The organism is Neobacillus sp. NRS-1170 (assembly GCF_050468025.1).
In genome coordinates this window covers 124695-147889 of record NZ_JBITPF010000039.1, presented here as the reverse complement: position 1 = coordinate 147889, position 23195 = coordinate 124695, and the positions used below count along the sequence as shown (strand labels likewise).

At 38.8% G+C, this 23195-nt stretch carries 28 protein-coding genes and 1 other RNA gene; 21 read left to right on the top strand and 8 right to left on the bottom strand.

Translation table 11 applies throughout. The annotated features are described in order from the left end of the window. Nucleotide 1: 1 nt before the first annotated feature. The 5 genes from ACIFOT_RS18400 to rarD all read left to right on the top strand — a co-directional run bounded on the left by ACIFOT_RS18400 (nt 2) and on the right by rarD (nt 5482). Complete coding sequence (locus tag ACIFOT_RS18400; protein WP_430066793.1) at nt 2-1144, top strand: cysteine desulfurase family protein; 1143 nt, start codon at nt 2-4, stop codon at nt 1142-1144. Further along, nucleotides 1145-2350 (top strand): tRNA uracil 4-sulfurtransferase ThiI, encoded by a 1206-nt coding sequence (gene thiI / locus ACIFOT_RS18395; RefSeq protein WP_430066792.1) that lies wholly within the window; start codon nt 1145-1147, stop codon nt 2348-2350. It begins immediately after the preceding gene. Between the two features lie 107 nt (nt 2351-2457). Continuing rightward, on the top strand, nt 2458-2664 hold the full coding sequence (locus ACIFOT_RS18390; RefSeq protein ID WP_430066791.1) for a small, acid-soluble spore protein, alpha/beta type: 207 nt from the start codon (nt 2458-2460) through the stop codon (nt 2662-2664). A 157-nt stretch (nt 2665-2821) separates the two neighbouring features. Next, nucleotides 2822-4408 carry an acyl-CoA synthetase MbcS gene (gene mbcS / locus ACIFOT_RS18385; RefSeq protein WP_430066790.1) on the top strand — a complete coding sequence of 529 codons (1587 nt, stop codon included), beginning with the start codon at nt 2822-2824 and terminating at the stop codon, nt 4406-4408. Between the two features lie 147 nt (nt 4409-4555). Then, on the top strand, nt 4556-5482 hold the full coding sequence (rarD, locus tag ACIFOT_RS18380; RefSeq protein ID WP_430066789.1) for an EamA family transporter RarD: 927 nt from the start codon (nt 4556-4558) through the stop codon (nt 5480-5482). 41 nt (nt 5483-5523) lie between these two features. Here the strand turns inward: rarD and ACIFOT_RS18375 are convergent, their stop codons facing one another. Further along, nucleotides 5524-6324: an NAD kinase gene (locus ACIFOT_RS18375; protein ID WP_430066788.1), complete on the bottom strand. Its 801-nt coding sequence runs from the start codon at nt 6322-6324 to the stop codon at nt 5524-5526. Nucleotides 6325-6488: 164 nt separating this feature from the next. Between ACIFOT_RS18375 and sppA the strand changes: the two genes are divergently transcribed. The 9 genes from sppA to ACIFOT_RS18330 all read left to right on the top strand — a co-directional run bounded on the left by sppA (nt 6489) and on the right by ACIFOT_RS18330 (nt 13880). Further along, nucleotides 6489-7496 (top strand): signal peptide peptidase SppA, encoded by a 1008-nt coding sequence (gene sppA / locus ACIFOT_RS18370; RefSeq protein WP_430066787.1) that lies wholly within the window; start codon nt 6489-6491, stop codon nt 7494-7496. A gap of 59 nt (nt 7497-7555) precedes the next feature. Beyond that, nucleotides 7556-7981, top strand: a complete 426-nt coding sequence (locus tag ACIFOT_RS18365) for an RDD family protein (RefSeq protein ID WP_430066816.1) — start codon at nt 7556-7558, stop codon at nt 7979-7981. Between the two features lie 71 nt (nt 7982-8052). Continuing rightward, nucleotides 8053-8727 carry a DUF2953 domain-containing protein gene (locus ACIFOT_RS18360; protein WP_430066786.1) on the top strand — a complete coding sequence of 225 codons (675 nt, stop codon included), beginning with the start codon at nt 8053-8055 and terminating at the stop codon, nt 8725-8727. Nucleotides 8728-8744: 17 nt separating this feature from the next. After that, entirely contained in the window at nt 8745-9209 is a 465-nt protein-coding gene (gene ytfJ / locus ACIFOT_RS18355) for a GerW family sporulation protein (RefSeq protein WP_430066785.1), read from the top strand. A gap of 137 nt (nt 9210-9346) precedes the next feature. Next, nucleotides 9347-9847: a thiol peroxidase gene (gene tpx / locus ACIFOT_RS18350; RefSeq protein WP_430066784.1), complete on the top strand. Its 501-nt coding sequence runs from the start codon at nt 9347-9349 to the stop codon at nt 9845-9847. Nucleotides 9848-10039: 192 nt separating this feature from the next. Further along, a complete protein-coding gene (locus ACIFOT_RS18345; protein ID WP_430066783.1) occupies nt 10040-11023 on the top strand; it encodes a class I SAM-dependent methyltransferase in 984 nt (327 codons plus the stop codon). Between the two features lie 226 nt (nt 11024-11249). Continuing rightward, the gene (locus tag ACIFOT_RS18340) at nt 11250-12440 is read left to right on the top strand and encodes an acetate kinase (RefSeq protein ID WP_430066782.1); all 1191 of its coding nucleotides are present in this window, start codon (nt 11250-11252) and stop codon (nt 12438-12440) included. An 88-nt stretch (nt 12441-12528) separates the two neighbouring features. After that, nucleotides 12529-13371, top strand: a complete 843-nt coding sequence (locus ACIFOT_RS18335; RefSeq protein ID WP_430066781.1) for an EcsC family protein — start codon at nt 12529-12531, stop codon at nt 13369-13371. After that, entirely contained in the window at nt 13368-13880 is a 513-nt protein-coding gene (locus tag ACIFOT_RS18330; RefSeq protein WP_430066780.1) for a MogA/MoaB family molybdenum cofactor biosynthesis protein, read from the top strand. The genes ACIFOT_RS18335 and ACIFOT_RS18330 overlap by 4 nt, the downstream gene beginning before the upstream one ends. A gap of 31 nt (nt 13881-13911) precedes the next feature. Here the strand turns inward: ACIFOT_RS18330 and ACIFOT_RS18325 are convergent, their stop codons facing one another. Beyond that, nucleotides 13912-14226, bottom strand: coding sequence for a hypothetical protein (locus tag ACIFOT_RS18325; protein WP_430066779.1), 315 nt, complete (start codon nt 14224-14226; stop codon nt 13912-13914). 111 nt (nt 14227-14337) lie between these two features. Continuing rightward, nucleotides 14338-14787: a universal stress protein gene (locus ACIFOT_RS18320; RefSeq protein ID WP_430066778.1), complete on the bottom strand. Its 450-nt coding sequence runs from the start codon at nt 14785-14787 to the stop codon at nt 14338-14340. 102 nt (nt 14788-14889) lie between these two features. On the opposite strand from ACIFOT_RS18320, the gene ACIFOT_RS18315 reads away from it, so the two are divergent. From ACIFOT_RS18315 to ald, 3 genes are all read left to right on the top strand, one after another. Beyond that, nucleotides 14890-15051, top strand: coding sequence for a hypothetical protein (locus ACIFOT_RS18315; protein WP_430066777.1), 162 nt, complete (start codon nt 14890-14892; stop codon nt 15049-15051). 155 nt (nt 15052-15206) lie between these two features. Further along, nucleotides 15207-15497: a hypothetical protein gene (locus ACIFOT_RS18310; RefSeq protein WP_430066776.1), complete on the top strand. Its 291-nt coding sequence runs from the start codon at nt 15207-15209 to the stop codon at nt 15495-15497. Between the two features lie 158 nt (nt 15498-15655). Then, nucleotides 15656-16774 carry an alanine dehydrogenase gene (ald, locus tag ACIFOT_RS18305; protein ID WP_430066775.1) on the top strand — a complete coding sequence of 373 codons (1119 nt, stop codon included), beginning with the start codon at nt 15656-15658 and terminating at the stop codon, nt 16772-16774. Between the two features lie 98 nt (nt 16775-16872). On the opposite strand, the gene ssrS is transcribed toward ald, so the two are convergent. Further along, nucleotides 16873-17068, bottom strand: a non-coding RNA gene (gene ssrS, locus ACIFOT_RS18300) — 6S RNA. A 50-nt stretch (nt 17069-17118) separates the two neighbouring features. Continuing rightward, nucleotides 17119-18216 (bottom strand): M24 family metallopeptidase, encoded by a 1098-nt coding sequence (locus ACIFOT_RS18295; RefSeq protein WP_430066774.1) that lies wholly within the window; start codon nt 18214-18216, stop codon nt 17119-17121. 178 nt (nt 18217-18394) lie between these two features. Here ACIFOT_RS18295 and ACIFOT_RS18290 point away from each other — a divergent pair, with 178 nt between their 5' ends. The 3 genes from ACIFOT_RS18290 (at nt 18395) to ACIFOT_RS18280 (ending at nt 20822) form a co-directional block, all read left to right on the top strand. Further along, complete coding sequence (locus tag ACIFOT_RS18290) at nt 18395-19075, top strand: metal-dependent hydrolase (protein WP_430066773.1); 681 nt, start codon at nt 18395-18397, stop codon at nt 19073-19075. Between the two features lie 78 nt (nt 19076-19153). Next, nucleotides 19154-19390 (top strand): hypothetical protein, encoded by a 237-nt coding sequence (locus ACIFOT_RS18285; protein WP_430066772.1) that lies wholly within the window; start codon nt 19154-19156, stop codon nt 19388-19390. A gap of 112 nt (nt 19391-19502) precedes the next feature. Next, nucleotides 19503-20822: a DRTGG domain-containing protein gene (locus tag ACIFOT_RS18280; protein ID WP_430066771.1), complete on the top strand. Its 1320-nt coding sequence runs from the start codon at nt 19503-19505 to the stop codon at nt 20820-20822. A gap of 51 nt (nt 20823-20873) precedes the next feature. Here ACIFOT_RS18280 and ACIFOT_RS18275 read toward each other — a convergent pair whose 3' ends face one another. Further along, the gene (locus ACIFOT_RS18275; RefSeq protein ID WP_430066770.1) at nt 20874-21182 is read right to left on the bottom strand and encodes a YtpI family protein; all 309 of its coding nucleotides are present in this window, start codon (nt 21180-21182) and stop codon (nt 20874-20876) included. An 86-nt stretch (nt 21183-21268) separates the two neighbouring features. Here ACIFOT_RS18275 and ACIFOT_RS18270 point away from each other — a divergent pair, with 86 nt between their 5' ends. Further along, nucleotides 21269-22204, top strand: coding sequence for a DHH family phosphoesterase (locus tag ACIFOT_RS18270; RefSeq protein WP_430066769.1), 936 nt, complete (start codon nt 21269-21271; stop codon nt 22202-22204). Between the two features lie 41 nt (nt 22205-22245). Here ACIFOT_RS18270 and ytrI read toward each other — a convergent pair whose 3' ends face one another. Then, nucleotides 22246-22749, bottom strand: coding sequence for a sporulation membrane protein YtrI (ytrI, locus tag ACIFOT_RS18265; RefSeq protein WP_430066768.1), 504 nt, complete (start codon nt 22747-22749; stop codon nt 22246-22248). Next, nucleotides 22746-23084 carry a YtrH family sporulation protein gene (locus ACIFOT_RS18260; protein WP_430066767.1) on the bottom strand — a complete coding sequence of 113 codons (339 nt, stop codon included), beginning with the start codon at nt 23082-23084 and terminating at the stop codon, nt 22746-22748. Before ACIFOT_RS18260 ends, ytrI begins: the two co-directional genes overlap by 4 nt. Between the last annotated feature and the right edge of the window lie 111 nt (nt 23085-23195).

Genomic DNA, 23195 nt, shown 5'->3' with positions numbered 1-23195 from the left:
GATGATTTATTTTGATAATAGTGCAACGACAAAACCATATAAAGAGGTTTTAGATTCATTTGTAACAGTATCCAGTGAATATTTTGGCAACCCCTCTTCATTGCATAGTATGGGAGGGCAGGCAGAAAAGCTTTTAACACAGGCTAGAGAGCAGGTTGCCGGTCTTTTAAAGGTAAAGGCAAATGAGATTTATTTTACCTCTGGCGGGACCGAAAGCAACAACATTGCCATTAAAGGTGCTGCTTTATTAAATCGACATAAAGGGCGGCACTTAATTACTTCGAGTGTAGAGCACGCATCAGTCCGAGCAGCAATGGAGCAGCTTGAGCAGGAAGGTTTTGAAATCACCCGATTGCCTGTTGATGAGATCGGTCGAATCTCAGTTGAAGATTTGGAAAAGGCCATTCGAAAAGAAACGATATTAATCTCGATTATGGAGGTAAATAATGAGGTTGGAACCATTCAGCCTATTGAAGAAATAGGCAATATTCTTAAAAAATATCCATCCATCCTCTTTCATGTGGATGCTGTACAAAGTGTAGGAAAAGTACCACTTTCTTTATATAAAAATAATGTAGATCTTTGTTCACTATCAGGCCATAAATTTCATGGCTTAAAAGGCACTGGTGTCCTATTTATACGTGAGGGCGCAAGACTGACCCCGTTATTTTCAGGCGGCAACCAAGAGCGGAGGATGCGAAGCGGTACCGAAAATGTGGCAGGATTTGTCGCGATGGCAAAGGCGCTCAGGATGACAATGTTGAAAAGTGATGCGGGAATTGCAGGAATGGAAAAGGTCCAAAATTTGCTCCGAAAAGGCTTAAGCAAAATCGAAGACATTCAGATTCACACACCCGTCCAACATACTGCACCACATATTTTAAATTTTTCTTTAAAAGGGATTAAATCAGAAGTGTTCATCCATGCTCTTGAGCAAAATGGGATTTTTGTGTCTACGACTAGTGCTTGTTCATCAAAAAAGAAATCACCCAGCAATACACTGCTCGCTATGGGAGTTCCAGAAAGCCTAGCAGAGAGTGCTATAAGAATTAGCTTATCATTTGATAATACAGAGGCTGAAGCCTTAGAAGTCCTCGCAGTAATTGAAAAAACGGTAAACCAACTAAGAAAGGTAATGAAATAGATGAATTATGATCGTATTTTAATACGCTATGGAGAGATATCCACCAAAGGAAGAAATCGCAATAAATTTATTGATAAATTGAAAAAGAGTGTTCGAATCGCCCTTGCGCCATTTCCAAAAGTAAAAATTGAAGCAAGCCGTGACCGAATGTATGTATTACTAAATGGTGAAAATGGGATTGAAATCATTGAAAAATTAAAGAATATATTTGGGATTCAGTCCTATAGCCCGGCAATAAGAGTAGAAAAAGATGTGGAGGCATTGAAACAGGCCTCGTTTGAGTTAGTAAAATCCCAATTCAAGGATGGTCAAACCTTCAAAATTACAGCTAAAAGGTCGGATAAAACGTTTGAATTGAATACTGATGGAATCAATCAAACAATTGGGGCACATTTGTTAAAAAATATTTCTGGATTAAAAGTGGATGTAAAGAAGCCGGATATTAATTTACGAGTCGAAGTTAGACCAGATGCCATCTATTTATCATCAGAAACAATTCAAGGGGCCGGCGGACTGCCAATTGGATCAGGCGGGAAAGCGATGCTCATGCTTTCAGGCGGCATTGATAGCCCGGTAGCGGGATACCTATCTATGAAACGCGGCTTGGAAATTGAGGCTGTTCACTTTTTCAGCCCGCCTTTTACAAGTGAAAGATCCAAGGAAAAGGTCATCGACCTATCGAAAAATCTTGCAGGAATTTTTGGCTCCATAACACTTCATATCGTACACTTTACAGATATTCAACAGGCCATCCGTGAGCAGGTACCGGAAAATTATACGATGACTTCGACGCGGAGAATGATGTTAAGGATTACAGATGAAATTAGAAAAAAACAAGAGGGCCTTGCGATTATTACTGGTGAGAGTCTTGGACAGGTAGCAAGCCAGACGCTTGAGAGTATGTATGCAATTAACGAGGTGACGAATACCCCAATTTTACGTCCCTTGATTTCGATGGACAAAACGGATATTATTAAAATCGCTGAGGAAATTGATACTCTCGATATTTCGATTCGTCCTTTTGAAGATTGCTGTACTATTTTTGTCCCATCATCTCCAAAGACAAAACCGAAACGAGAAAAAGTTAACCAGTATGAAAGTTTTTTTGATTTTGAACCATTAATTCAAGAGGCTGTTCAAGAGGTTGAAACGCTTGTAATAAAACCAGACAGCGAACATCGCTCGGAATTTAATGAGTTATTTTAAGTATTTGTAAAGTATTTGTGAATTTTTTGTGAAAAATTACCAATTGATATTTAGAATGAACCTTGTGAGTTCTACACATTCTATACTCACAAGGAGGTGATTATCACATGGCTAGAAGTAACAACTCTAATCAACTACTAGTTCCTGGTGTTGAACAAGCTCTTGACCAAATGAAATATGAAATTGCTTCTGAATTTGGAGTACAGCTTGGTGCAGACACTACTTCACGTGCTAACGGTTCTGTTGGTGGTGAAATCACAAAGCGTTTAGTTCAAATGGCTGAGTCACAATTAGGCGGCGGATTTGCTCGTTAATCAAATTAAATATGATGGCTACAGGGAGTGAGGCTCATGCCTCACTCTCTTATTTTGTTGAGAAATATTTTTAAATGAATAATAATTTAAAATTTTAGAATAATTTTGTATAATAAATTTGAGGGAATTTTATTTTCTGAAATTGAGGGGGAGAAGAATGAAACGCGAAGATTTAATTGCACCAGAAAAGTATAATCTTGTGTCAGAGGTTGAGAGATTTGCAAAAGATCCGAGCCATATGGCAATAAAATGGGAAAATGAATCTGGTGAAACAAAGCAGGTTACATATGAGCAATTATTAAAACAAGTTAACCAAGCTGCAAATGTTTTTGCTCAAAATGGTTTGGAAAAAGGCGATGTCGTACTCGTAATCGTTCCACGCCTAATTGAAGCATATGTTGTTTACTTAGCCGCCTTAAAATCAGGGATGGTAGTCATTCCAAGCTCGGAAATGTTAAGGGAAAAGGACCTGCAGTACCGGATTACACATGGTGATGTGAAAGCTGTTGTCAGCTATTATCCTTACGTAGACCAATTTGAAAATATAAAAGCGACACAGCCGCTCGTTAAGTTTACGATTGGGGCTGAAGAGAATGGCTGGATTCATTTAGATGAAGATATGAAAGCGGCTTCAGTAGAGTTCCCATTAGCTGACACACGTCGGGAGGATATGGCCTTTTTATCCTATACTTCAGGAACAACAGGAAATCCAAAAGGGGTAGTCCATACACATGGATGGGCGTTTGCTCATTTAAAGACCGCTGCAGCCAAATGGCTTTGCATCGAAGAAGGTGATACAGTTTGGGCAACAGCAGGCCCAGGCTGGCAAAAGTGGATATGGAGTCCTTTCCTTTCCGTTCTTGGATCAGGCGGAACTGGATTAGTCTATAGTGGAAAATTTGAGCCGAAAAAGTATTTAACTCTTCTGCAAAAATATGATGTGAATGTTCTATGCTGTACACCTACAGAATACCGCTTAATGGCAAAGGTAGATAATTTAGCTGACTACAAGCTGTCAAATCTACATAGCGCTGTTTCAGCCGGAGAGCCCCTAAATCGTGAGGTCATTGACACGTTTAGAAAATATTTCAATGTGGATGTCCGTGATGGCTATGGTCAAACAGAGAATACATTACTTGTTGGTGTGACCAAAGGGATGGAATTAAAGCCGGGTTCAATGGGCAAGCCGACTCCAGGGAACAGAGTTGAAATTATCAATGAAGAAGGCCAGGTCTGCGCAGTTGGAGAAGTTGGCGATATCGCTGTACACGTGGAAACGCCGGCATTATTCAAAAATTATTATAAGGACCCGGAAAGAACAGCCATGCAGTTCCGCGGCGATTATTATGTCACGGGTGATAAAGCCAAAATGGACGAGGAAGGTTATTTTTGGTTCGAAGGCCGCGGGGATGATATTATCATCAGTTCCGGATACACAATTGGGCCTTTTGAAGTTGAGGATGCCCTTGTTAAACACCCACTTGTAAAAGAATGTGCGGTTGTCGCAAGCCCTGATGAAATTCGTGGATTTATTGTTAAGGCATTTGTTGTCTTACAAGAAAATGTTGATCCGAATGAGCCTGAATTAACTAAAAATCTTCAGGAGCATGTAAAAACACTGACAGCTCCATATAAGTATCCAAGAAAAATTGAGTATTTGACAGAGCTTCCGAAAACAACTTCTGGTAAAATTCGCCGGATTGAACTGCGCCAAAAAGAAATGGAAGCTGTAAAGAAAAATTAATGTTCATAATCAAAAAGCAGGCTGGATTCGTATCTGCCTGCTTTTTTAATGGAATGAATTAGTAGGCAAAAAAATCCCCATTTAAGGTTGTTTCACGTTATAATATAAAATATTTCGAAACTAGAAAGATAGGGGCTCGAGAGATATATGAAAAAGAGTGAAACACAGATAGGGGTTATACATGCCGGATTTTCCTATCTGCTTTGGGGATTATTGCCGATTTATTGGAAGCTTTTAGATAATGTAAATGCAAAGGAAATTCTTGCAAACCGCGTTTTTTGGTCATTTATTTTTATGGTAGTTGTTCTTTTCTTCTCAAAAAAATGGGGATTATTCATTCGCACTTTTAAAGGCTTTGCCCAAAATAAAAAACAGATGTATGCCTTAATCATTGCTTCACTGCTTATCAGTATTAATTGGTTTATTTATATTTGGGCAGTAAATAGCGGTCATATGATCGAAGCAAGTCTCGGCTATTATATTAATCCTTTAGTGAGCATTTTATTGGGAATGGTTGTCTTGAAGGAAAAGTTATCGGTGTCCCAATATGTATCCTTCGTTTTGGCTGGGATTGGGGTTGCGATTATAACAATATCTCATGGGAATTTCCCTTGGATCGCCATCAGCCTTGCTGTTTCCTTCGGAATATACGGACTGGCTAAAAAGTTGATTAATGTCGATTCTGTGGTTGGGTTAACCTTAGAAACTTTAGTAGTGGCTCCAATCGCTGCGATATATATTGTTATCTTATTTGTAAATGATTCAAATGCATTTTTATCGGAAGGTATTGGCACCGATTTACTCTTAGTTGGTGCTGGGGCCGCTACAGCAGTTCCTTTGCTTTATTTTGCAAAAGGGGCACAAAAAATTCCCCTTTCTTTACTCGGCATCCTGCAATATATCGCACCAACAATCACACTGCTGCTAGGTGTATTTATTTATCAAGAACATTTTTCAAAAATACAGCTGCTTTCGTTCTTATTCATTTGGTCCGCTTTAACCATTTATTCTCTTTCAAAAACCAAGCTATTTCCACAAAGTGGATTAAAGGTTCGGGGAGAAAAAAGAACATAAAAATAAAACCTTATCCTGTTTTTTAGGATAAGGTTTTTTTATTAAAGGAATGTCCGCTTTACTTTTTGCCAGAAGGAGTTGTCCTTTAATTTAAGGGTTTTTATTTTTTTGTCACTTAAGGAAATTTTGATTTTGTCCACATGACGAATGCTTAATGCCTCGTTGTCCATGCCCATTGTCGGGTGGTCGTTGCCTTCCTGAATAACCCTTAGCGTTAGTGTTCGGTCACTGCTTAAAATAAACGAAGAACCGAGGGTACGGTACCGATTATTATTATTGGATGCAACCTCACTAACTTGCATACAGGAGAGTAAAGGGTCAACAATGGAACCGTTAACGGATTTATTATAGGCGGTGCTTCCGGTTGGTGTGGCAACAATCAGGCCATCACCGCGGAATGTTTCTAAATGAAGGTCATCGACAATCACATCCACCACGAGCGTTTTAATTATCGACGAGCGGATGGAGAATTCATTTAAGCAAGGAAAAGTTCCTTGTCCATCAACAGAAACCTCAATCAGCGGATAACGGCGAACCTCTAACTTTTCATTTAGCATAGCTAAAATCATGGATGGAATGTCTTCAATTTTAAAATCACAATACATATTTAAACTGTTTTTTATCGAAATCCCCATATAAAGACAATCATCTCGAAAACCAGTTTTTCTAACTGCTTGGAGAAAGGCACCGTCATCGCCAATACTGGCAATGATATTTGCTTTCCGATAATCATTCACGATGGTAAATCCATAACGTTCACTTGCTTCAAAAAGAGGAGCGGCTTTTGCAAGCAATTCGGGATCTCGCTTGTAATCATAGTAAATATTGCGTCTTTCTGTCATGGCAGGGCCCCCTTGTCCAAGAATTGAAATATAGAGTGTTTCCCCTATTTTCAATTTAATCATTGGTAAATTAATGTTTGAATGCATTTAGTTTAGCATGTTTAAGAAACAATATGAATGAATGAACGTAAAAGTTCAGAGTTTTGACAAAAGGGGGAAACACATTGAATGGAAAACGCTGGGCCGCACTTGGAATTGCAGCCGTGTTATTTATCGGATCAGTCATCATTAATCTATTATCATCCTTTGCTTTTAAAGGAATTGAAACGGATTTAAATGACTTTATGGATTCAGATAAGCCATATTCGGAGGAAGTGGTTCAAAACGGAAGCGAGTTAAAAAAAATCGTCATCCTTGATATAAATGGAGTAATCCAGGACACAGGGGACTCAGAATCGATTTTACAAAGCCCAGGTTATAACCACCAGGAGTTTATGAAGAAGCTAAATTATATTAAAAAGGATGATACGGTTAAAGGAATCATCATTAAGGTTAATTCTCCTGGAGGAGGGGTGGTTGAAAGCGCAGAAATTCATGATAGGTTAAAGGAAGTCCAAAGGGATACGAAAAAACCAGTATATATATCTATGGGGTCCATGGCTGCATCAGGAGGATATTATATTTCAACGGCAGCGAAAAAAATTTATGCCAGCCCTGAAACACTTACTGGCAGCCTTGGGGTAATCATGGAAGGAATTAATTATCAAGGATTGGCAGATAAATATGGTGTGGATTTTGTTACGATTAAAAGCGGAAAATATAAGGATATCATGAGCCCGACAAGAAAAATGACGGACGAAGAACGGCAAATTATACAAAGAATGATTGATAATTCATATGAGGGCTTTGTCAAAGTGATCTCTGAAGGGCGTCATATGACAGTGGAACAAGTTAAAAAGATTGCAGATGGCCGAGTCTATGATGGCCGGCAGGCGAAGGATTTAAATCTTATCGATGGATTCGGCTATTTAGATGATGTCATCTCGGAGATGAAAAGTAATGAAAAGCTTAAAGGTGTCAAGGTGGTGCGTTATTCTGATGATCTTGGCATAGGTTCATTATTTAATTTAACAGCGAAAAAATGGATGAGTGATCGCATTGAAATGACAGGTCTTATGAAAGTACTTTCTAAGCCGAATGCACCGCGTCTTATGTATCTTTATGCTGAATAGGGGGGCTATAAATGGAAACGAATGATTACTCTGACGGCGGGCATAGTGTTTTAGAGACAATGAATGTGCCAGTTCGCTATGCTGGCTTTTGGATGCGGTTTTGGGCCTATCTCCTTGATTTAATCGTTATCAGCAGTATCGGGCGCATTCTAATCAAGCCTGTTTTACGCGTGCTTGATCTATCATTATCCGATTTTAATATGTTTGCCCCTATATCAATTGCTTCTGCTGTCATTTTTTACGCGTACTTCATACTGATGACAAAATATTTCAATCAAACACTAGGAAAAATGGTTTTTGGGCTTAAAGTAAAGGATTTACATCAGGAAAAATTATCATGGGGAACGGTTCTTTTTCGCGAATGGATTGGCCGGTTTATTTCAGCAACTATTATATTAGGATATATCATTGTTGCGTTTTTACCTAAAAAACAAGGAATACATGATCTATTCACTGACACAACAGTCATTCATGCCGAACGCTAAAAAATAGAACTATCAACTACAAAGTTGATAGTTTTTTTTGTGAATAGGAAATACTAACAGTCGGAAAGGTTGTGAATATTTTGTTTTGGCTGTTGCTTTCCCTGTCTATCCTGTTGCTCTTATTTATCCTTATCATATTTTCTAAATTAACGATTCTTGTAAATTATTATCACTATAACGACAATGATGATTTAAAGGTAGAGTTTAGGGTTTGGTTTGGATTAATTAGATTTAAAAAACATATTCCATTAATCAAAGTCGATGATAATTCCCCAAGCATTGTGGTAGAAGATGATTCATCCGATAAAAATGTCAAACAAATTACTTCAGACGATATGCTTACGAATCTAAAAAATACAAGAGAAATGCTGAAACACGTTTTTGGAATGCATATCATCGTAAGGAGGTTCTTCCAGAAAGTCACGATAAAAAAATTTGAGTGGCACTCGATGATTGGGGTCGGCGATGCTGCACATACTGGAATGGCAACAGGTGCGTTATGGGCGGTGAAAGGGGGCATTCTTGGACTGCTGAGCCATTTTTTAAAACTAAAAGAAATGCCACAATTGACGGTAACCCCGCATTTTCAAGCAGCTGTTATTCAAACACAGTTAACATGTATTTTTCAGTTTCGAATCGGGCAAGCTATTCTAGCAGGATTAAAACTGATTAAATTCTGGAAGGGCGGGAAACCGCACTTTAAAAGCAAAGCAAATATTTCAAATGAAAAAATGAATTCCATTTGAATGAGGAGGATACGATCATGTCTGATCACCCAATTCAAGGTTTAATGACAACGGCGATGGAAAGCTTGAAAGAAATGATTGATGTAAATACGATCATTGGGGATCCAGTTGAAACCCCAGACGGAAGTGTCATTTTAACAGTTTCAAAGGTTGGATTTGGATTTGCTGCAGGGGGCAGTGAGTTTAAGATGGATAGTTCCCAGTCTGGCGGCCAAAAACAAGAGCAAGGCCAAGGTCAAAGTCAAGTCAAGCTGCCATTTGGCGGCGGTAGCGGGGGCGGAGTTTCGATTACACCAATTGCCTTTTTAATTGTTAATTCACACGGAGTCAAAATGCTTCACCTAGACGAAAGTACTCATTTATATGAGAAAATATTAGAGGTTGCACCGCAGGCAGTTGATAAAATTCAGCAAATGTTCTCGAAAAAAGATGATGGTAGGATTCAAACTCACCATCAGACTAAACATGATTTAGATTTATAAAGATAAAGGTTAATCTTCCAACGAACGAGGAAGATTAACTTTTTTCATGATATAAGCTATGCGAAAGCCTTAATAATTGCAAAAATAATTCTGAAAAGATATATTTACACTGTACATAATCAAAGGAGGATGTAAATATGGCAAATGTTACTTTTAAGGGGAACCCAGTTACATTACTTGGAAATGAAGTAAAAGTAGGAGACAAAGCTCCAAATTTCTCCGTACTTGCAAATGACTTATCTGCTGTTACTTTAGAAAGTACGAAGGGGCAGGTTCGTTTAATCAGTTCAGTACCTTCACTGGATACTGGTGTATGTGATGCAGAAACACGCCGTTTTAACGAAGAAGCTAATTCTTTAGGAGGCGTAAAAATCTTAACAATCAGCTGTGATCTTCCATTTGCACAAAAACGCTGGTGTGCAGCAGCTGGAATCGAAAATGTACAAACATTATCAGATCACCGTGACCTTTCTTTTGGTGAAGCATTTGGCGTAGCGATCCAAGAATTAAGATTATTAACTCGTGCCATTTTTGTTGTGGATTCAAGCGACACAGTTACCTATGTGGAATATGTAAGTGAAGCTACTAACCACCCTAACTATGAAGCAGCACTTGGAGCAGCAAGAGCGGCAAAATAAATCTAAATAAATGACTGTGTTAAGCTTAATTTTAATTTTGAAACCCTGTTGATTGGAGCGCAAATCAACAGCTAAGTTTAACAAAGCCAAATAAATAAAGGTCTCGTCAATTGGCGGGGCCTTTTTAGTTGTTTAAATTTTTATTTTTCGTTTAAAATGAGTAAGGAAATTAATAGATGGGGAGTAACAAAAATGAAAATAACTCCAACAGAACAGTTATTTACTTTATTCAATGAAACAGCTCTTATTCTGCAGGAAGAATTAGATTGTACTTATCTAGAAGCCCTGGCTGAAACAGGGGAAAATTTATTTCAAGGCTCTATACTTCAGGAGGAACTAAGTGAATTAACCGTTAAAAGGTTGAAGAAACAATATGAAGAAATTCATTTACAAAAGTTTTCGAATGAGGAAATACGCAAAGCGTACCAGCTGGTTATTTTAAAAGGGATGAAGGAAAATGTTCAGCCCAATCATCAAATGACCCCTGATACGGTAGGGATGCTAATAGGCTATCTAGTCGATAGATTTATGAAACAATCAAGTTTTCGCCTGCTGGACCCTGCTGTCGGAACCGGGAATTTATTAACGACAGTTCTAAATCACCTGCATAAAAAAGTAGCTTCAATTGGTGTAGAGATTGACGACTTGTTAATCAAACTTGCTTATGTCAATGCTAATTTACAGGAACATCCAGTCCAGCTTTTTAATCAGGACACCCTGGAGCCGTTATTTATTGATCCTGTTGAAGCAGTCATCGCGGATTTACCAGTTGGATTTTATCCTAATGATGTAAGAGCAGCAGATTATCAATTAAAAGCAAATGAAGGTCATTCTTTTGCCCATCATTTATTTATTGAGCAAAGTGTCAGGCACACAAAGCCTGGAGGCTATTTATTCTTCATTATTCCTAATGGACTGTTTGAAAGTGAGCAAGCTGCCCAGCTGCGGGAATATTTTAAGGATCAGGTTATCATCCAGGGATTGCTTCAACTGCCGACAGGTATGTTTAAAAATAAAAACGCGGCAAAGAGCATCCTTATTTTGCAGAAAAAAGGAGTTGACGTCGAGCCTCCAAAACAAGCGCTGCTTGTTGATTTGCCAAGTTTGTCAAACGCTGTGGAAATGGATAATATTTTAACAAAAATGGAAAAATGGTTTCAAGAAAATAAAGGATAAAATCGGTAAAAACTGCCGGTTTTATCCTTTTTGATTATTCGATTAATTTGAATATAATTATATTTCCGCTGAAAACGTTCCCAGCTAAATTATTCCTTGAAATGTGATTACTACAGTGATTTAATGAGGAATTGAGAGAAAGAAACAAGGTCGGTTTGCACAAAATAAAGTTGTATTAATTTCGTATACTCCAACCGATGTTGTTATATAAAAGGAGCGTCAGCAAATGGCAAAAGTTATTGCAATTAATGCAGGAAGTTCGTCCTTAAAGTTTCAATTGTTCGAAATGCCAAGTGAAAATGTAATTACTAAGGGTCTTATTGAACGGATTGGTTTAAAAGATTCTATTTTTAATATCACAGTAAACGGTGAAAAAATACAAGAAATTACTGATATACCTGATCATGAAGTGGCTGTAAAAATGCTTTTGGATAAATTAACAACCCTAGGTATTATTGCTTCACTTAGTGAAATTGAAGGGATTGGCCACCGTGTTGTACATGGGGGAGAAGAATTTAATGATTCGGTCCTAATTACAGATGAAGTCATGGAGAAAATTCAAGAATTATCGGACTTAGCGCCTTTGCATAATCCTGCAAATATCATAGGAATCCAGGCTTTCAAGCGTGTGCTTCCAGATGTTCCGGCTGTTGCGGTGTTTGACACAGCATTCCATCAAACAATGCCAGAGAGTTCATTCCTTTATAGTCTTCCATACGAATATTACGAAAAATATGGAATACGAAAGTACGGTTTTCATGGAACGTCTCATAAATATGTATCCCAGCGTGCTGCAGAACTATTAGGTCGTCCTGTAGAACAGCTTCGATTAATTTCTTGCCACCTTGGGAACGGGGCAAGTATCGCTGCGATTGAGGGCGGAAAGTCGATTGATACTTCCATGGGCTTTACACCTCTTGCAGGAGTAACAATGGGAACTCGTTCTGGAAATATTGACCCTGCTCTTATTCCGTTTATTATGGAGAAAACCGGGCAATCTGTTGAAGAGGTACTTGATGTACTAAATAAAAAGAGCGGTATGTTAGGTGTGACAGGCTTCTCCAGCGATTTAAGGGATATTGAAATCCAGGCAAAGCAAGGAAATAACCGGGCACAGCTTGCCCTGGATGTGTTTGCAAATCGCATTCATAAATATATTGGTTCTTATGCTTCACGTATGTATGGAGTTGATGCGATTATTTTTACAGCAGGTATTGGTGAAAACAGTGATGTCATTAGAGAAAATGTCTTAAAAGGCCTTGAATTTATGGGTGTTTATTGGGATCCAGCTTTAAATAAAGTTAGAGGTGAGGAAGCTTTTATTAATTACCCTCACTCCCCGGTAAAGGTCATCATCATTCCAACAAATGAAGAAGTAATGATCGCAAGAGACGCCGTCCGTTTAGCGGCAATCTAATAAAACAAAAAGGCAAAGGCAGGTGACTGCTTTTGCCTTTCTTTGTGCTATACTGAAGGAAATAGATATAAAAAGGGGGAGCCTAAACATGCCGCTGACTGACCGCGAGAGCAGAGTCTTGAATGATATTCGCGAATGGGAAAAGAAAATACTTAACTATGAAGCAAGCGATTTTCGTTTAACATATGAAAAATATTTAGAACGTTCCTTTTCCTTATTACCTGAAATTGTTCAAACGCAGTTTTTTTCGGTTATAGATAGTTGGTTGTTTTATTTAAATGGAATTATCCAGGGTTCCCAGCTTCAAATGGATGCGAAGAACAGAATTCTTTCTTCGGGGAGAGTTTTTCTGAAGGATATCGAAAAGATAGAAGACTTAAAGCAATTAGAGATTGATCAATTGCAATACATAGCTGACCAGCAAATAGGGAGGCACCGCTTATATTCGTTTGTCCAAGGGGGATTTGCAGGTACAGGCGGACCCCTCCTTTTAGGAACCGATATTCCCGCAATGGCAGTGATTAATTTAAGAGCGGTTCAATTAATTGCATGTGTATATGGTTTTGAAGTGAATTCCCCATATGAAATGATGACATCACTCAAGGTTTTTCATACAGCAACACTGCCCGCGGGAATCCAAAAGGATGGCTGGTCCTCCTTGATGGAGGACCTAGAAGCTAAGGGGGATCCTTATTTTTATGAAGGTAAGGAAGAAATCACCGATCTCACCTGGCTTGAGCAGCCTGTCCAACAATTATTAAAAGCGATGGTGATTGCCTTGTTTCGAAAAAAATTGATTCAAGGGGTTCCGCTAATCAGTATGGCCATAGGTGCAGGTGCAAATTATCAATTAACGAAAAATGTAACGGATTTGGCCCATAGATATTATCAACTCCGCTATCTTATGGAAAAAGAGGAGTCTTTTGAATGAGCACAAAGGAGCATAAACAAGAAGCACCTAAAACGGTAAAATGCAAGGTCATCACGGTCAGCGATACGAGAGATAAGGATACAGATAAAAGTGGAAAGCTGATGATCGACTTACTTGAACAAGCTGGGCATAAGATTGTTGACTATGTGATTGTGAAAGACGAAACGGCGCCTATTGAAACGGAAATTCTCCAAGGCTGCAGTCGCGATGATATTGATGTTATTTTAACAAATGGCGGTACTGGGATCGCCAAGCGGGATGTTACAATTGAAACGGTTCAAAATCTTTTGGAGAAGGAAATTGTCGGCTTCGGTGAGTTGTTCCGGATGCTAAGTTATCATGAGGATATTGGGGCCTCGGCCATCCTTTCGAGAGCGATTGCCGGAGTGGTCCAAAATAAAGCTGTATTCTCCACCCCAGGCTCAACAGGAGCTGTCAAGCTTGCAATGAATAAATTAATCCTACCTGAACTAGGTCATGTAGTAAGAGAAATAAAGAAAGATTTATAAAATGAGAAAACTCCCTTTTTAAGGGAGTTTTTTAGTGATGGGATTTAGCAGATAAACTTTGGTTTGCACGGAACCATAGCCATAAATCATTAATGATTGAGGCCAAATCTGCTATTTCGGTATTTAATTGACATGACCGCTTGAAGTCACTTTCATCGGAAAGCTGTGCTTGTTTATGATTGATTTCGTTTTCGAGATCGGCAATTCGGTCAGGAATGGAGCCGCGGATTTGCTCCCAATTAAATAAAATGCCTTGCTGGGTTTCTTTACTATATTCGTCCCAATCAATGGTTAAATCAGGAAGGAAAATACCAAGACGTTCATCGAAAGAAAAATGCTCTTTCATTTTTTGCCTCCAAGCTTGAGTAGTTATTTTAATTGTACTACACATCTAGTATTCATTCACGATAAAACTATTAAAAAAGCACGAAACTGGATTAGCTTCGTCTTATCGTTATTAATTTTCTTTTTCTGTACGGACAACTAGAACGTCACATGGAGCATACCGGGTAATATGTTCAGAGACACTTCCGATAAAGAACCTTTCGACAACATTCATACCAGTCGCACCACAAAGGATTAAATCCACCTTGTGTTTTCTAGCTAATTCCCTAGGGATTCTAACTTTAGGAGAGCCAAAATCAATTTCATATTGAACTTCTGGTAATCCAGCATCTATTGCCTGTTGTTGATAGTTTTCAAGCATATCCTTGGCCAGCTTTTCTGCCCGATCTCCAATGACAGTATCGTACGTTTCTACTAATGCAAATGATCTTGTGTCGATTACATGGACTAAAAGTAGTTTGGCATTATTTCTTTTGGCAATTTCAATTCCTTTTTTAAATGCCCAATCTGCTTCCTTTGAACCATCAACTGCGACTAAAATATTTTGATATTTAAGTCCCATGATCATCATCTCCTCACCTTTATTATACAAAATTTAACAGCGTATAAATGTTGCAATTTTTCGAACAATAATCAGGAATCTTACAATGAAAAGGGGAATTATATGATGATTAATCGTGATCCTAATAAACAGTTTTCATTTGAGTTTGATGAACAAGGGGCAAATGAAGTAAGCGAGCAAATTTTTGATTCTTATAATACGGGTTTTATTGATCAAGGAACTGCGATTGCTGATAGTGATGATTTTACGTCAGTTGAAGAATAGAAACGAAAAAGAAGGGACTGTCCTGAACGGGACAGTCTTTTTTTGATGGACATATGTCTTGGAAATTTTGTATTTGAAGGGCATTTACCCAAGAATTTGGTTAAGCAATGGCATATTCTTTAGTGTGCAATTTATATAAAATGAGGAGGAAAAAAATGAATACTGGAATGCCTGCTGAGGTGCATGATATTGTAAATCCAGGTGATGAGAGGATTCGCCCATTTGGAGGTTTTGGCCATTTTGGTGGATTTGGTGGATTTGGCCGACCTGGCTTTGGATTCGGTCGGCCATTTGGTTTTGGCTTCGGGTTCCCATTCTTAACTGGGTTAGCGGCTGGTGCCTTATTAGCACCAGGTTGGGGCTATGGTTATGATTATGGTTATGGTTATCCATACGATCCGTACTATCCTTACGATCTTTACTACCCGTACTATCCTTACTATTAGAAAATTGAGAAACAAAAGCTTTGCTCCGATTGGTAAAGCTTTTGTTATCGTTATCTTTCATAGGTATTGCTTATTGTTACATCTTCATTAGGGAAAAGGTTATAATAAAATAGTCTTGGTTTATTTTAGGATTGATAATTTAATGTGGAGGTAATCGCATGCGGATCGGGGTACCTAAAGAGATTAAAAATAATGAAAACCGTGTAGCTATGACACCGGCAGGAGTGGTTAATCTTGTGAAATTTGGTCATGAGGTTATGATTGAAATTGGCGCAGGACTCGGTTCGGGTTTTTCCGATGAAGATTATAGCTCTGCTGGTGCGAAACTAGTAGAAACTGCAGAAGAAGCATGGTCAATGGAAATGGTTATGAAGGTAAAAGAGCCGCTTCCAAGTGAATATAAATACTTCCGTGAAGGGTTAATCTTATTTACATATTTACATTTAGCGCCTGAACCAGAATTAACGAAGGCGTTAATTGATAATAAAGTGGTCGGCATCGCTTATGAAACGGTTCAGTTAGAAAACCGCAGCCTGCCGTTATTAACGCCGATGAGTGAAGTAGCAGGGAGAATGGCTGCCCAGATAGGTGCTCAATTTTTAGAAAAGGTTTACGGTGGTAAGGGAATACTTCTCTCCGGTGTTCCTGGTGTTCAGAGGGGAATAGTAACGATTATTGGCGGTGGAGTAGCTGGAACAAATGCCGCTAAAATGGCGATTGGCTTAGGAGCCAAGGTTACGATTATTGATTTAAATCCTGACCGTTTACGCCAATTAGATGATATTTTTGGATCAGATGTAACGACATTAATGTCTAACCCTTATAATATTGCCGAAGCGGTTAAGGAATCCGATTTAGTCATAGGTGCGGTTCTCATCCCTGGGGCGAAGGCGCCAAAGCTTGTAACGGAGGAAATGATACAATCGATGAAACCTGGCAGTGTGGTCGTTGATATTGCTATTGATCAAGGCGGTATTTTTGAAACAACTGACCGAATCACCACACATGATAATCCAACATACGAAAAGCATGGTGTAGTGCATTATGCTGTAGCCAATATGCCGGGTGCGGTACCGAGAACTTCGACGATTGCGTTAACTAATGTGACTGTTCCATATGCTGTCCAAATTGCCAACAAGGGCTATCAAAAGGCGTGCCTGGGTAATGAAGCACTTTTAAAAGGAATCAATACACTTGGCGGTTTTGTTACCTATGAGGCAGTCGCAGAAGCCCATGGCTTAGAATTTAAAGATACGAGAACATTGCTGGAAAAATAAAAACTTTCTGGAAGAAGGGGATTAGTATAACAGCCTCTTCTTTTTTTGTAGATAAGAAAAACCAGTTCCAAAATGGAACTGGTTTTACGTTTAAAACTTATGTAGCCGCCTTTGCCGTATCTATATAAGAAAGTTTTAAACCACCACTCCTCAAAGTGGGTGTTTTCAGAAACTTTTCTGCGTGTCCTCCAAGTCTTATAGACAGAGGCTTGTCATGCCAGCTTCGATGTTTAAACTCCCTATTACAGCTTAAAGGTTAAAACTTTATTATCATTACGTACAACGCAGCTTGTATTTGTATAATACACCAATTAGCCGTGTGATTCAATGTAAAAAAAATACAATTACTTAATAATCTGAAGTTCTTTCGGGAATTTCGTTAAAACTTTAGCACCATCTGCTCCAATAAACAAATCATCCTCAATCCGGACACCGGCAACTTCAGGTACATATATTCCCGGTTCTATTGTATAAACCATGCCTTCTTCAATAATTAGCTGATTGGTCTCCGTTAATGACGGATATTCATGAACGCTGATTCCAAGTCCATGTCCAAGGCGGTGTGGGAAATACTCGCCATATCCTGCTTCCGCAATAATCCTGCGTGCAGTTAAATCGACTTCAGCAGCAGACACACCAGGCTTACTTGCCTCAACCGCAGCAAGTTGTGCTTTTAACACAGTATCATAAATTTCTTTTTGCTTATCGTTTATATCACCAAATGCAACTGTTCTGGTAATATCAGAACAATAGCGATCAACGACAACGCCTAAATCAAATAAAACTAAATCACCTTTTTGAATTCTCGTTGTCCCAGGATTGCCGTGAGGGGAAGCTGCATTTGTGCCAGTCAAAACCATCGTTGAGAAGGACATTTCTGTAACGCCCTTTTGTTTAAGCGCATACTCAACCGCATTTAGAACTTCCAGCTCTGTCCGGCCCTCTTTTATTTCACTTACACCGACTTCTATGGCATAATCCGCTAGGGCACATGCTTCTTCGATAATCTTTAATTCTTTGGCATCTTTGATCATACGAAGTATTCTTAGTTTTTCCTCTGCTGAAACATATGCTGCACTAGGGAATAGTCTTGAAAGATGTTCATACCGCTCTACATTCATATGTTCTTTTTCAATAGCAACCTTTGCAACAGCATTAATCCGACTATTGGTAGCATGTAACACCATTTCCCATGGATTTTCGATATCGCTGAATCCAATGATTTCATGCTCCCATCCCGAACGTCTGGCATCATGGACTTCCATGGCCGGACAGACCAGGAACGGCTCCTGCTCTTGAAAAACGGCAAGCGCAAGCAATCGTTCATGCGGGTTGGTATAGTAACCGCTTAAATAAAATACGTTTTCAGAAGAGGTTAGGAAGCTAACTTCAATATCATTTTCTTTCATCCATGTCTGAAGCTTTTCTAAACGTTGATTCATTATTTGGAGCCCCCCTAAAAAATTCAAATCCACTATGAGATTATCAATATTAAAAGTAATTGTAAACTATCTGACCTTAGCATGTGCTAAAACAAATCAGTTCTGGATATAAATGAGGAAGGAAATCCAAACTTTTTATGGAAGTACATAATAGAGCATATTTGAAAGGGGATAAAAAATGAAAATTTCTTACCATGGCCACTCAGTTGTTCAAATTTTTTCTAATGGAAAAACGATTATGATCGATCCATTCATTTCTGGCAACTCATTGACAGATTTAAAAGTCGAGGAGGTAAAACCAGATGTCATCATTTTATCACATGGCCACGGTGATCATGTCGGTGATACCGTGCAATTAGCGAAAAAACATAATGCTCTTGTCATCGCCAACGCTGAGCTTTCTGATTTTTTAAGCTGGCAAGGAGTAAATACCCATGCTATGCATATTGGCGGTGCTTATCAGTTTGATTTTGGGAAAGTGAAGCTGACGCAGGCGTTTCATGGTTCGAGTTATACGCTAGAAAATAATCAAATCGTCTATTGCGGAATGCCAGCTGGAATTCTATTTATGAATGAAGGAAAAACGGTTTACCACGCCGGTGACACCGGATTATTCTCTGATATGAAATTAATAGGGGAACGTCATCCAATTGATCTCGCCTTCCTGCCAATCGGTGATAATTTTACAATGGGACCTGAAGATGCTGCTTATGCAGCAAAACTATTGAATGCAAAAACAGTTGTTCCAATGCACTATAATACCTTCCCGCCTATCAAACAGGATCCATATCAATTTATTGAAATGCTGGATGCTAAAAATGGTAAGGTGTTAAATCCTGGAGAGGCTATAGAATTATAAAGTTCCTGGGCATTCGCATACTTTTTTTCCTCCCAAATGCATAAAAATGAAACAAGCACTTATGAAGGAGGAAGAAAGTTGAAGAAAAATAGATATTTACTATGCCTGTTGCTATGTGGATTTATGCTTTATTTTGCTGTACCACGATTATCGCTTCATGCTGAGGGGCTAGAGGGTGCTTTTTCGCTTGTCTGGCTGGCCTTTGCATTAATTGTAATGGCAGGGAATTTAACAGGAATCTTATATAGTCCTAAGAAAGCTGTTCAAAAAAACCAGTCTCAGAAATTAAAGAGAAAATCACGCTCTTTTCATTAATCAGTGAGAAACCGCATTGAATCAAGGCTTTTTAAACTTTATAATAAAATTTATACGTAATTTGCTAATCTTGACAGAATAGATTGGAATTTGATTATAAAGGGTGAAGGTCTTGGCTACTAAGCATGAACAAATTTTACAATACATTGATGGACTTCCAATCGGTGAAAAAATATCTGTGCGGCAAATCGCCAAGGCGATGACTGTAAGTGAAGGAACAGCCTATCGTGCGATTAAAGAGGCAGAAAATAAAGGCTATGTCAGCACGATTGAACGAGTTGGAACGATTAGAATTGAACGGAAAAAGAAAGAAAATATCGAAAAGCTTACATTTGCCGAAGTGGTAAACATTGTTGACGGTCAGGTTCTAGGTGGACGAGCGGGATTGCATAAAACCCTTAATAAATTTGTTATTGGTGCGATGAAATTAGAGGCTATGATGCGCTACACAGAGGCTGGCAACCTGTTAATTGTCGGGAACCGAACTCAGGCCCATGAGCTTGCCTTAAAGGCTGGTGCAGCTGTCCTTATTACGGGTGGATTTGATACGGAGGACCATGTTAAAAGAATAGCAGATAAACTGGAATTGCCGATCATCTCCACCAGTTATGATACGTTTACTGTTGCCACAATGATAAACAGGGCTATTTATGACCAGTTAATCAAAAAAGAAATTATTTTGGTGGAAGATATTTTAACTCCTATTTCGGAAACCTTTTTTCTAAAAACCTCTGAAAAAGTGTCAAAATGGCATGAATTAAATCAGCAAACGACACATAGCCGATATCCTGTAGTTGACCAAAACATGAAGATTCAGGGGATGGTGACGAGTAAGGATGTATTAGGTCAGGATGCGGATACTTCTATTGATAAAATTATGACCAAACATCCGATGACCGTAAATGGGAAAACGAGTGTTGCGTCCACTGCCCATATGATGGTGTGGGAAGGAATTGAGGTTCTTCCAGTTGCGGATGACGCCAATCGTCTGGAAGGGTTGATCAGCAGGCAGGATGTCCTAAAAGCACTGCAAATGAACCAAAGGCAGCCTCAAGTCGGTGAAACGATTGATGATATCGTGACCAATCAGATGGTGTTAATGCAAGGAAGGGCAAAAGGGGAAGATGTCTTTTCATGTGAAGTAACCCCGCAAATGACGAACCATCTTGGGACGATTTCCTATGGTGTATTTACGACCATTGTCTCAGATGCCGCGAACCGAGTGCTCAGAAGCTACAAAAAAGGCGACCTCGTAGTAGAAAACATGACCATCTACTTTATTAAACCAGTTCAAATGGAAAGCAGGCTGGAGATTTTTCCAAAAATACTAGAAGTTGGCCGTAAGTTTGGGAAAGTGGATGTAGAAGTGTTCAATGAAGGAGTCTTAGTCGGAAAAGCGATGATGATGTGCCAGTTGATAGATCGGACCTAAAAGGATATACCAAAAGAAAGCCGCTTCTTATGGAAAGAAGCGGCTTAGCTATTATTTTTGCATTTCTAGTTCTTTAGCTTCCTCAATCGCAAAAGGCAGGTAGTGTTTATATTTTTTGTATCCTACCCAGCTAAATAATGCTCCATAGATAATAAAAATTGCGGCAACAATGTAGGTGCCGGTTGTCTGAGATACAAATATGGAATTAATCCCAAAAAAGAAAACAAAAAGCCCAAGGGCAATATTGGATTTAGCAGAAAGCCATTTCTTTTCGACTAAACGGTTGCTTCGGATGTATTTTGTTTTATAAAATAAATAAAAAGCAAATAATATGACGATTAAAAAGGCAAAAACAAGCATGATCTGTCCTCCAAGTTTCAAAATCATCTATTATTGTAACTTTTATTTTAAAAAAACGCCATATTTCGTTGTAAAAAGGAGATTGTATGAAAGAGAAAATTTTGGAAACGATTGAACAATATGAAACGATTATTGTCCATCGTCATGTTCGCCCCGACCCAGATGCCTATGGCTCCCAAGGTGGATTAGTTGCGATTTTACAAGCATCCTATCCGGAGAAAAAGATTTATGCAGTTGGCCAAGAGGAATCGACGCTGCATTACATGCGCAGACTCGATGTGATTGAAAACGATGTTTATAAAGGAGCGCTGGTAATTATCTGTGATACCGCCAATGCCGAAAGAATTTGTGATAAGCGGTATTCACTGGGAGATAAGCTCATTAAAATTGACCATCATCCAAATGAAGACCCGTATGGTGACTTATTATGGGTCCAAACAAGTGCAAGTTCATGCAGTGAAATGATTTATGAGTTTTATCTGTATGGAAAAGATAAAGGTTTGAAAATGAATGATGAAGCGGCACGGCTCTTGTTTGCTGGAATTGTCGGGGATACAGGAAGATTTCTGTTTCCTAGTTCAACAGAAAAAACATTCACTTATGCAGGGGAATTAATCCATTACAATTTCTCTCGGACAGAGCTATTTGATAAAATGTACGAATTGGATGCCAATATTATTAAGCTAAAAGGTTACATATTACAAAACTTCGGGTTACATGAGAACGGCGTAGCCTCTGTGAAGTTAACAAAAGAATTATTAGCCGAATACAATGCAAGGCCGGCTAAGGCATCGCTTCTTGTTGGGATATTAGGAGATGTAAAAGGGATTAAAGCATGGGTTTTCTTTATCGAGGAAAACGACCAAATTAGAGTGCGTTTACGCTCTAAGGGTCCAGTCATTAATGGGGTTGCCAGAAAGTTTAAAGGAGGCGGTCATCCGCTTGCGGCCGGTGCATCCATCTATTCATGGGATGAGGTAAGCCAAGTCCTCAAAGAATTAGAGGAAGTATGTAAAGGTTAATACAAATAAAAAATCGGTCCCCTTCAAATGGACCGATTTTTTTATTTGTCAAATTGCAGCTCTACTTGAATAGAGAGAGTGGTATAGATGACCATTTCCGTAACCTTGAGCTTATACCTCTTTTCATTGATTTTCAATGGCTTGTTTTCAATGATTTTTTTCAGGAGATCCTTGCTTTTATATACAGTCTCTAAGTCCTTGGCAAGCATGATACTTAATTCATCTCTAACCGCTTCTTCGGTTTGAAAGGCACTAAAATAATCAAGCTTATACTTTTCATAATTAGTGATTTTAATGTTTATTTTTTGAACCGTAATTTTTTCTAAGTTCCGCTTATTTAATTCCTTATATTCTTCCTGCCAAATTTTCTTTTCTTTATTTAAATCAGAAATATTATCCTGGAGACTAAGGATTTGTTTTGAATACTTCTCTTGCCAAACTCCGTGTATATATAAAAAAATGCACCAGCTAATCGCGCCGCCAATCACCATTCCAGAAAAAAATCGCTGCCAGGAGGGCCTGCGGTAATAGGGAGGGATTCTCATGATGAAATATGCTCCTGGGTCAGCCAATTGATGATAAGAGCCCCAGTCTGAGCGCCGCCTAATGCCGAGAGAATAAGTAAAAATTGTTTAAAAAGATCTCTTGTTTCCGCATTAAGGATTCCCCTCTCAAAACTATACACGGTATCAAACGTTCCGCCAATCGCCGCGACGATCGCCCAGATTCTAAGTGCAGAAGATAAGCGGTACACCGTTGTTAAGGGAGGTTGTCCAGTTAAGAAAGAAGCAAACCCCCCTATCAATGCCCCCCCAAGAATGACTCCTAAGGCAATAAAATAGCTTTCGATAAACGCAGGAAAAAAACCAATTTCTTTCATACCTTCATCCGCCCCTACAAAAAAATCCTTTTATTCATCTATATGGACAAACCATTGTGATTATGTTCAATTCGAGAACTATCTAGCTGCAGCGCCTAGGGGCTCGCAGGT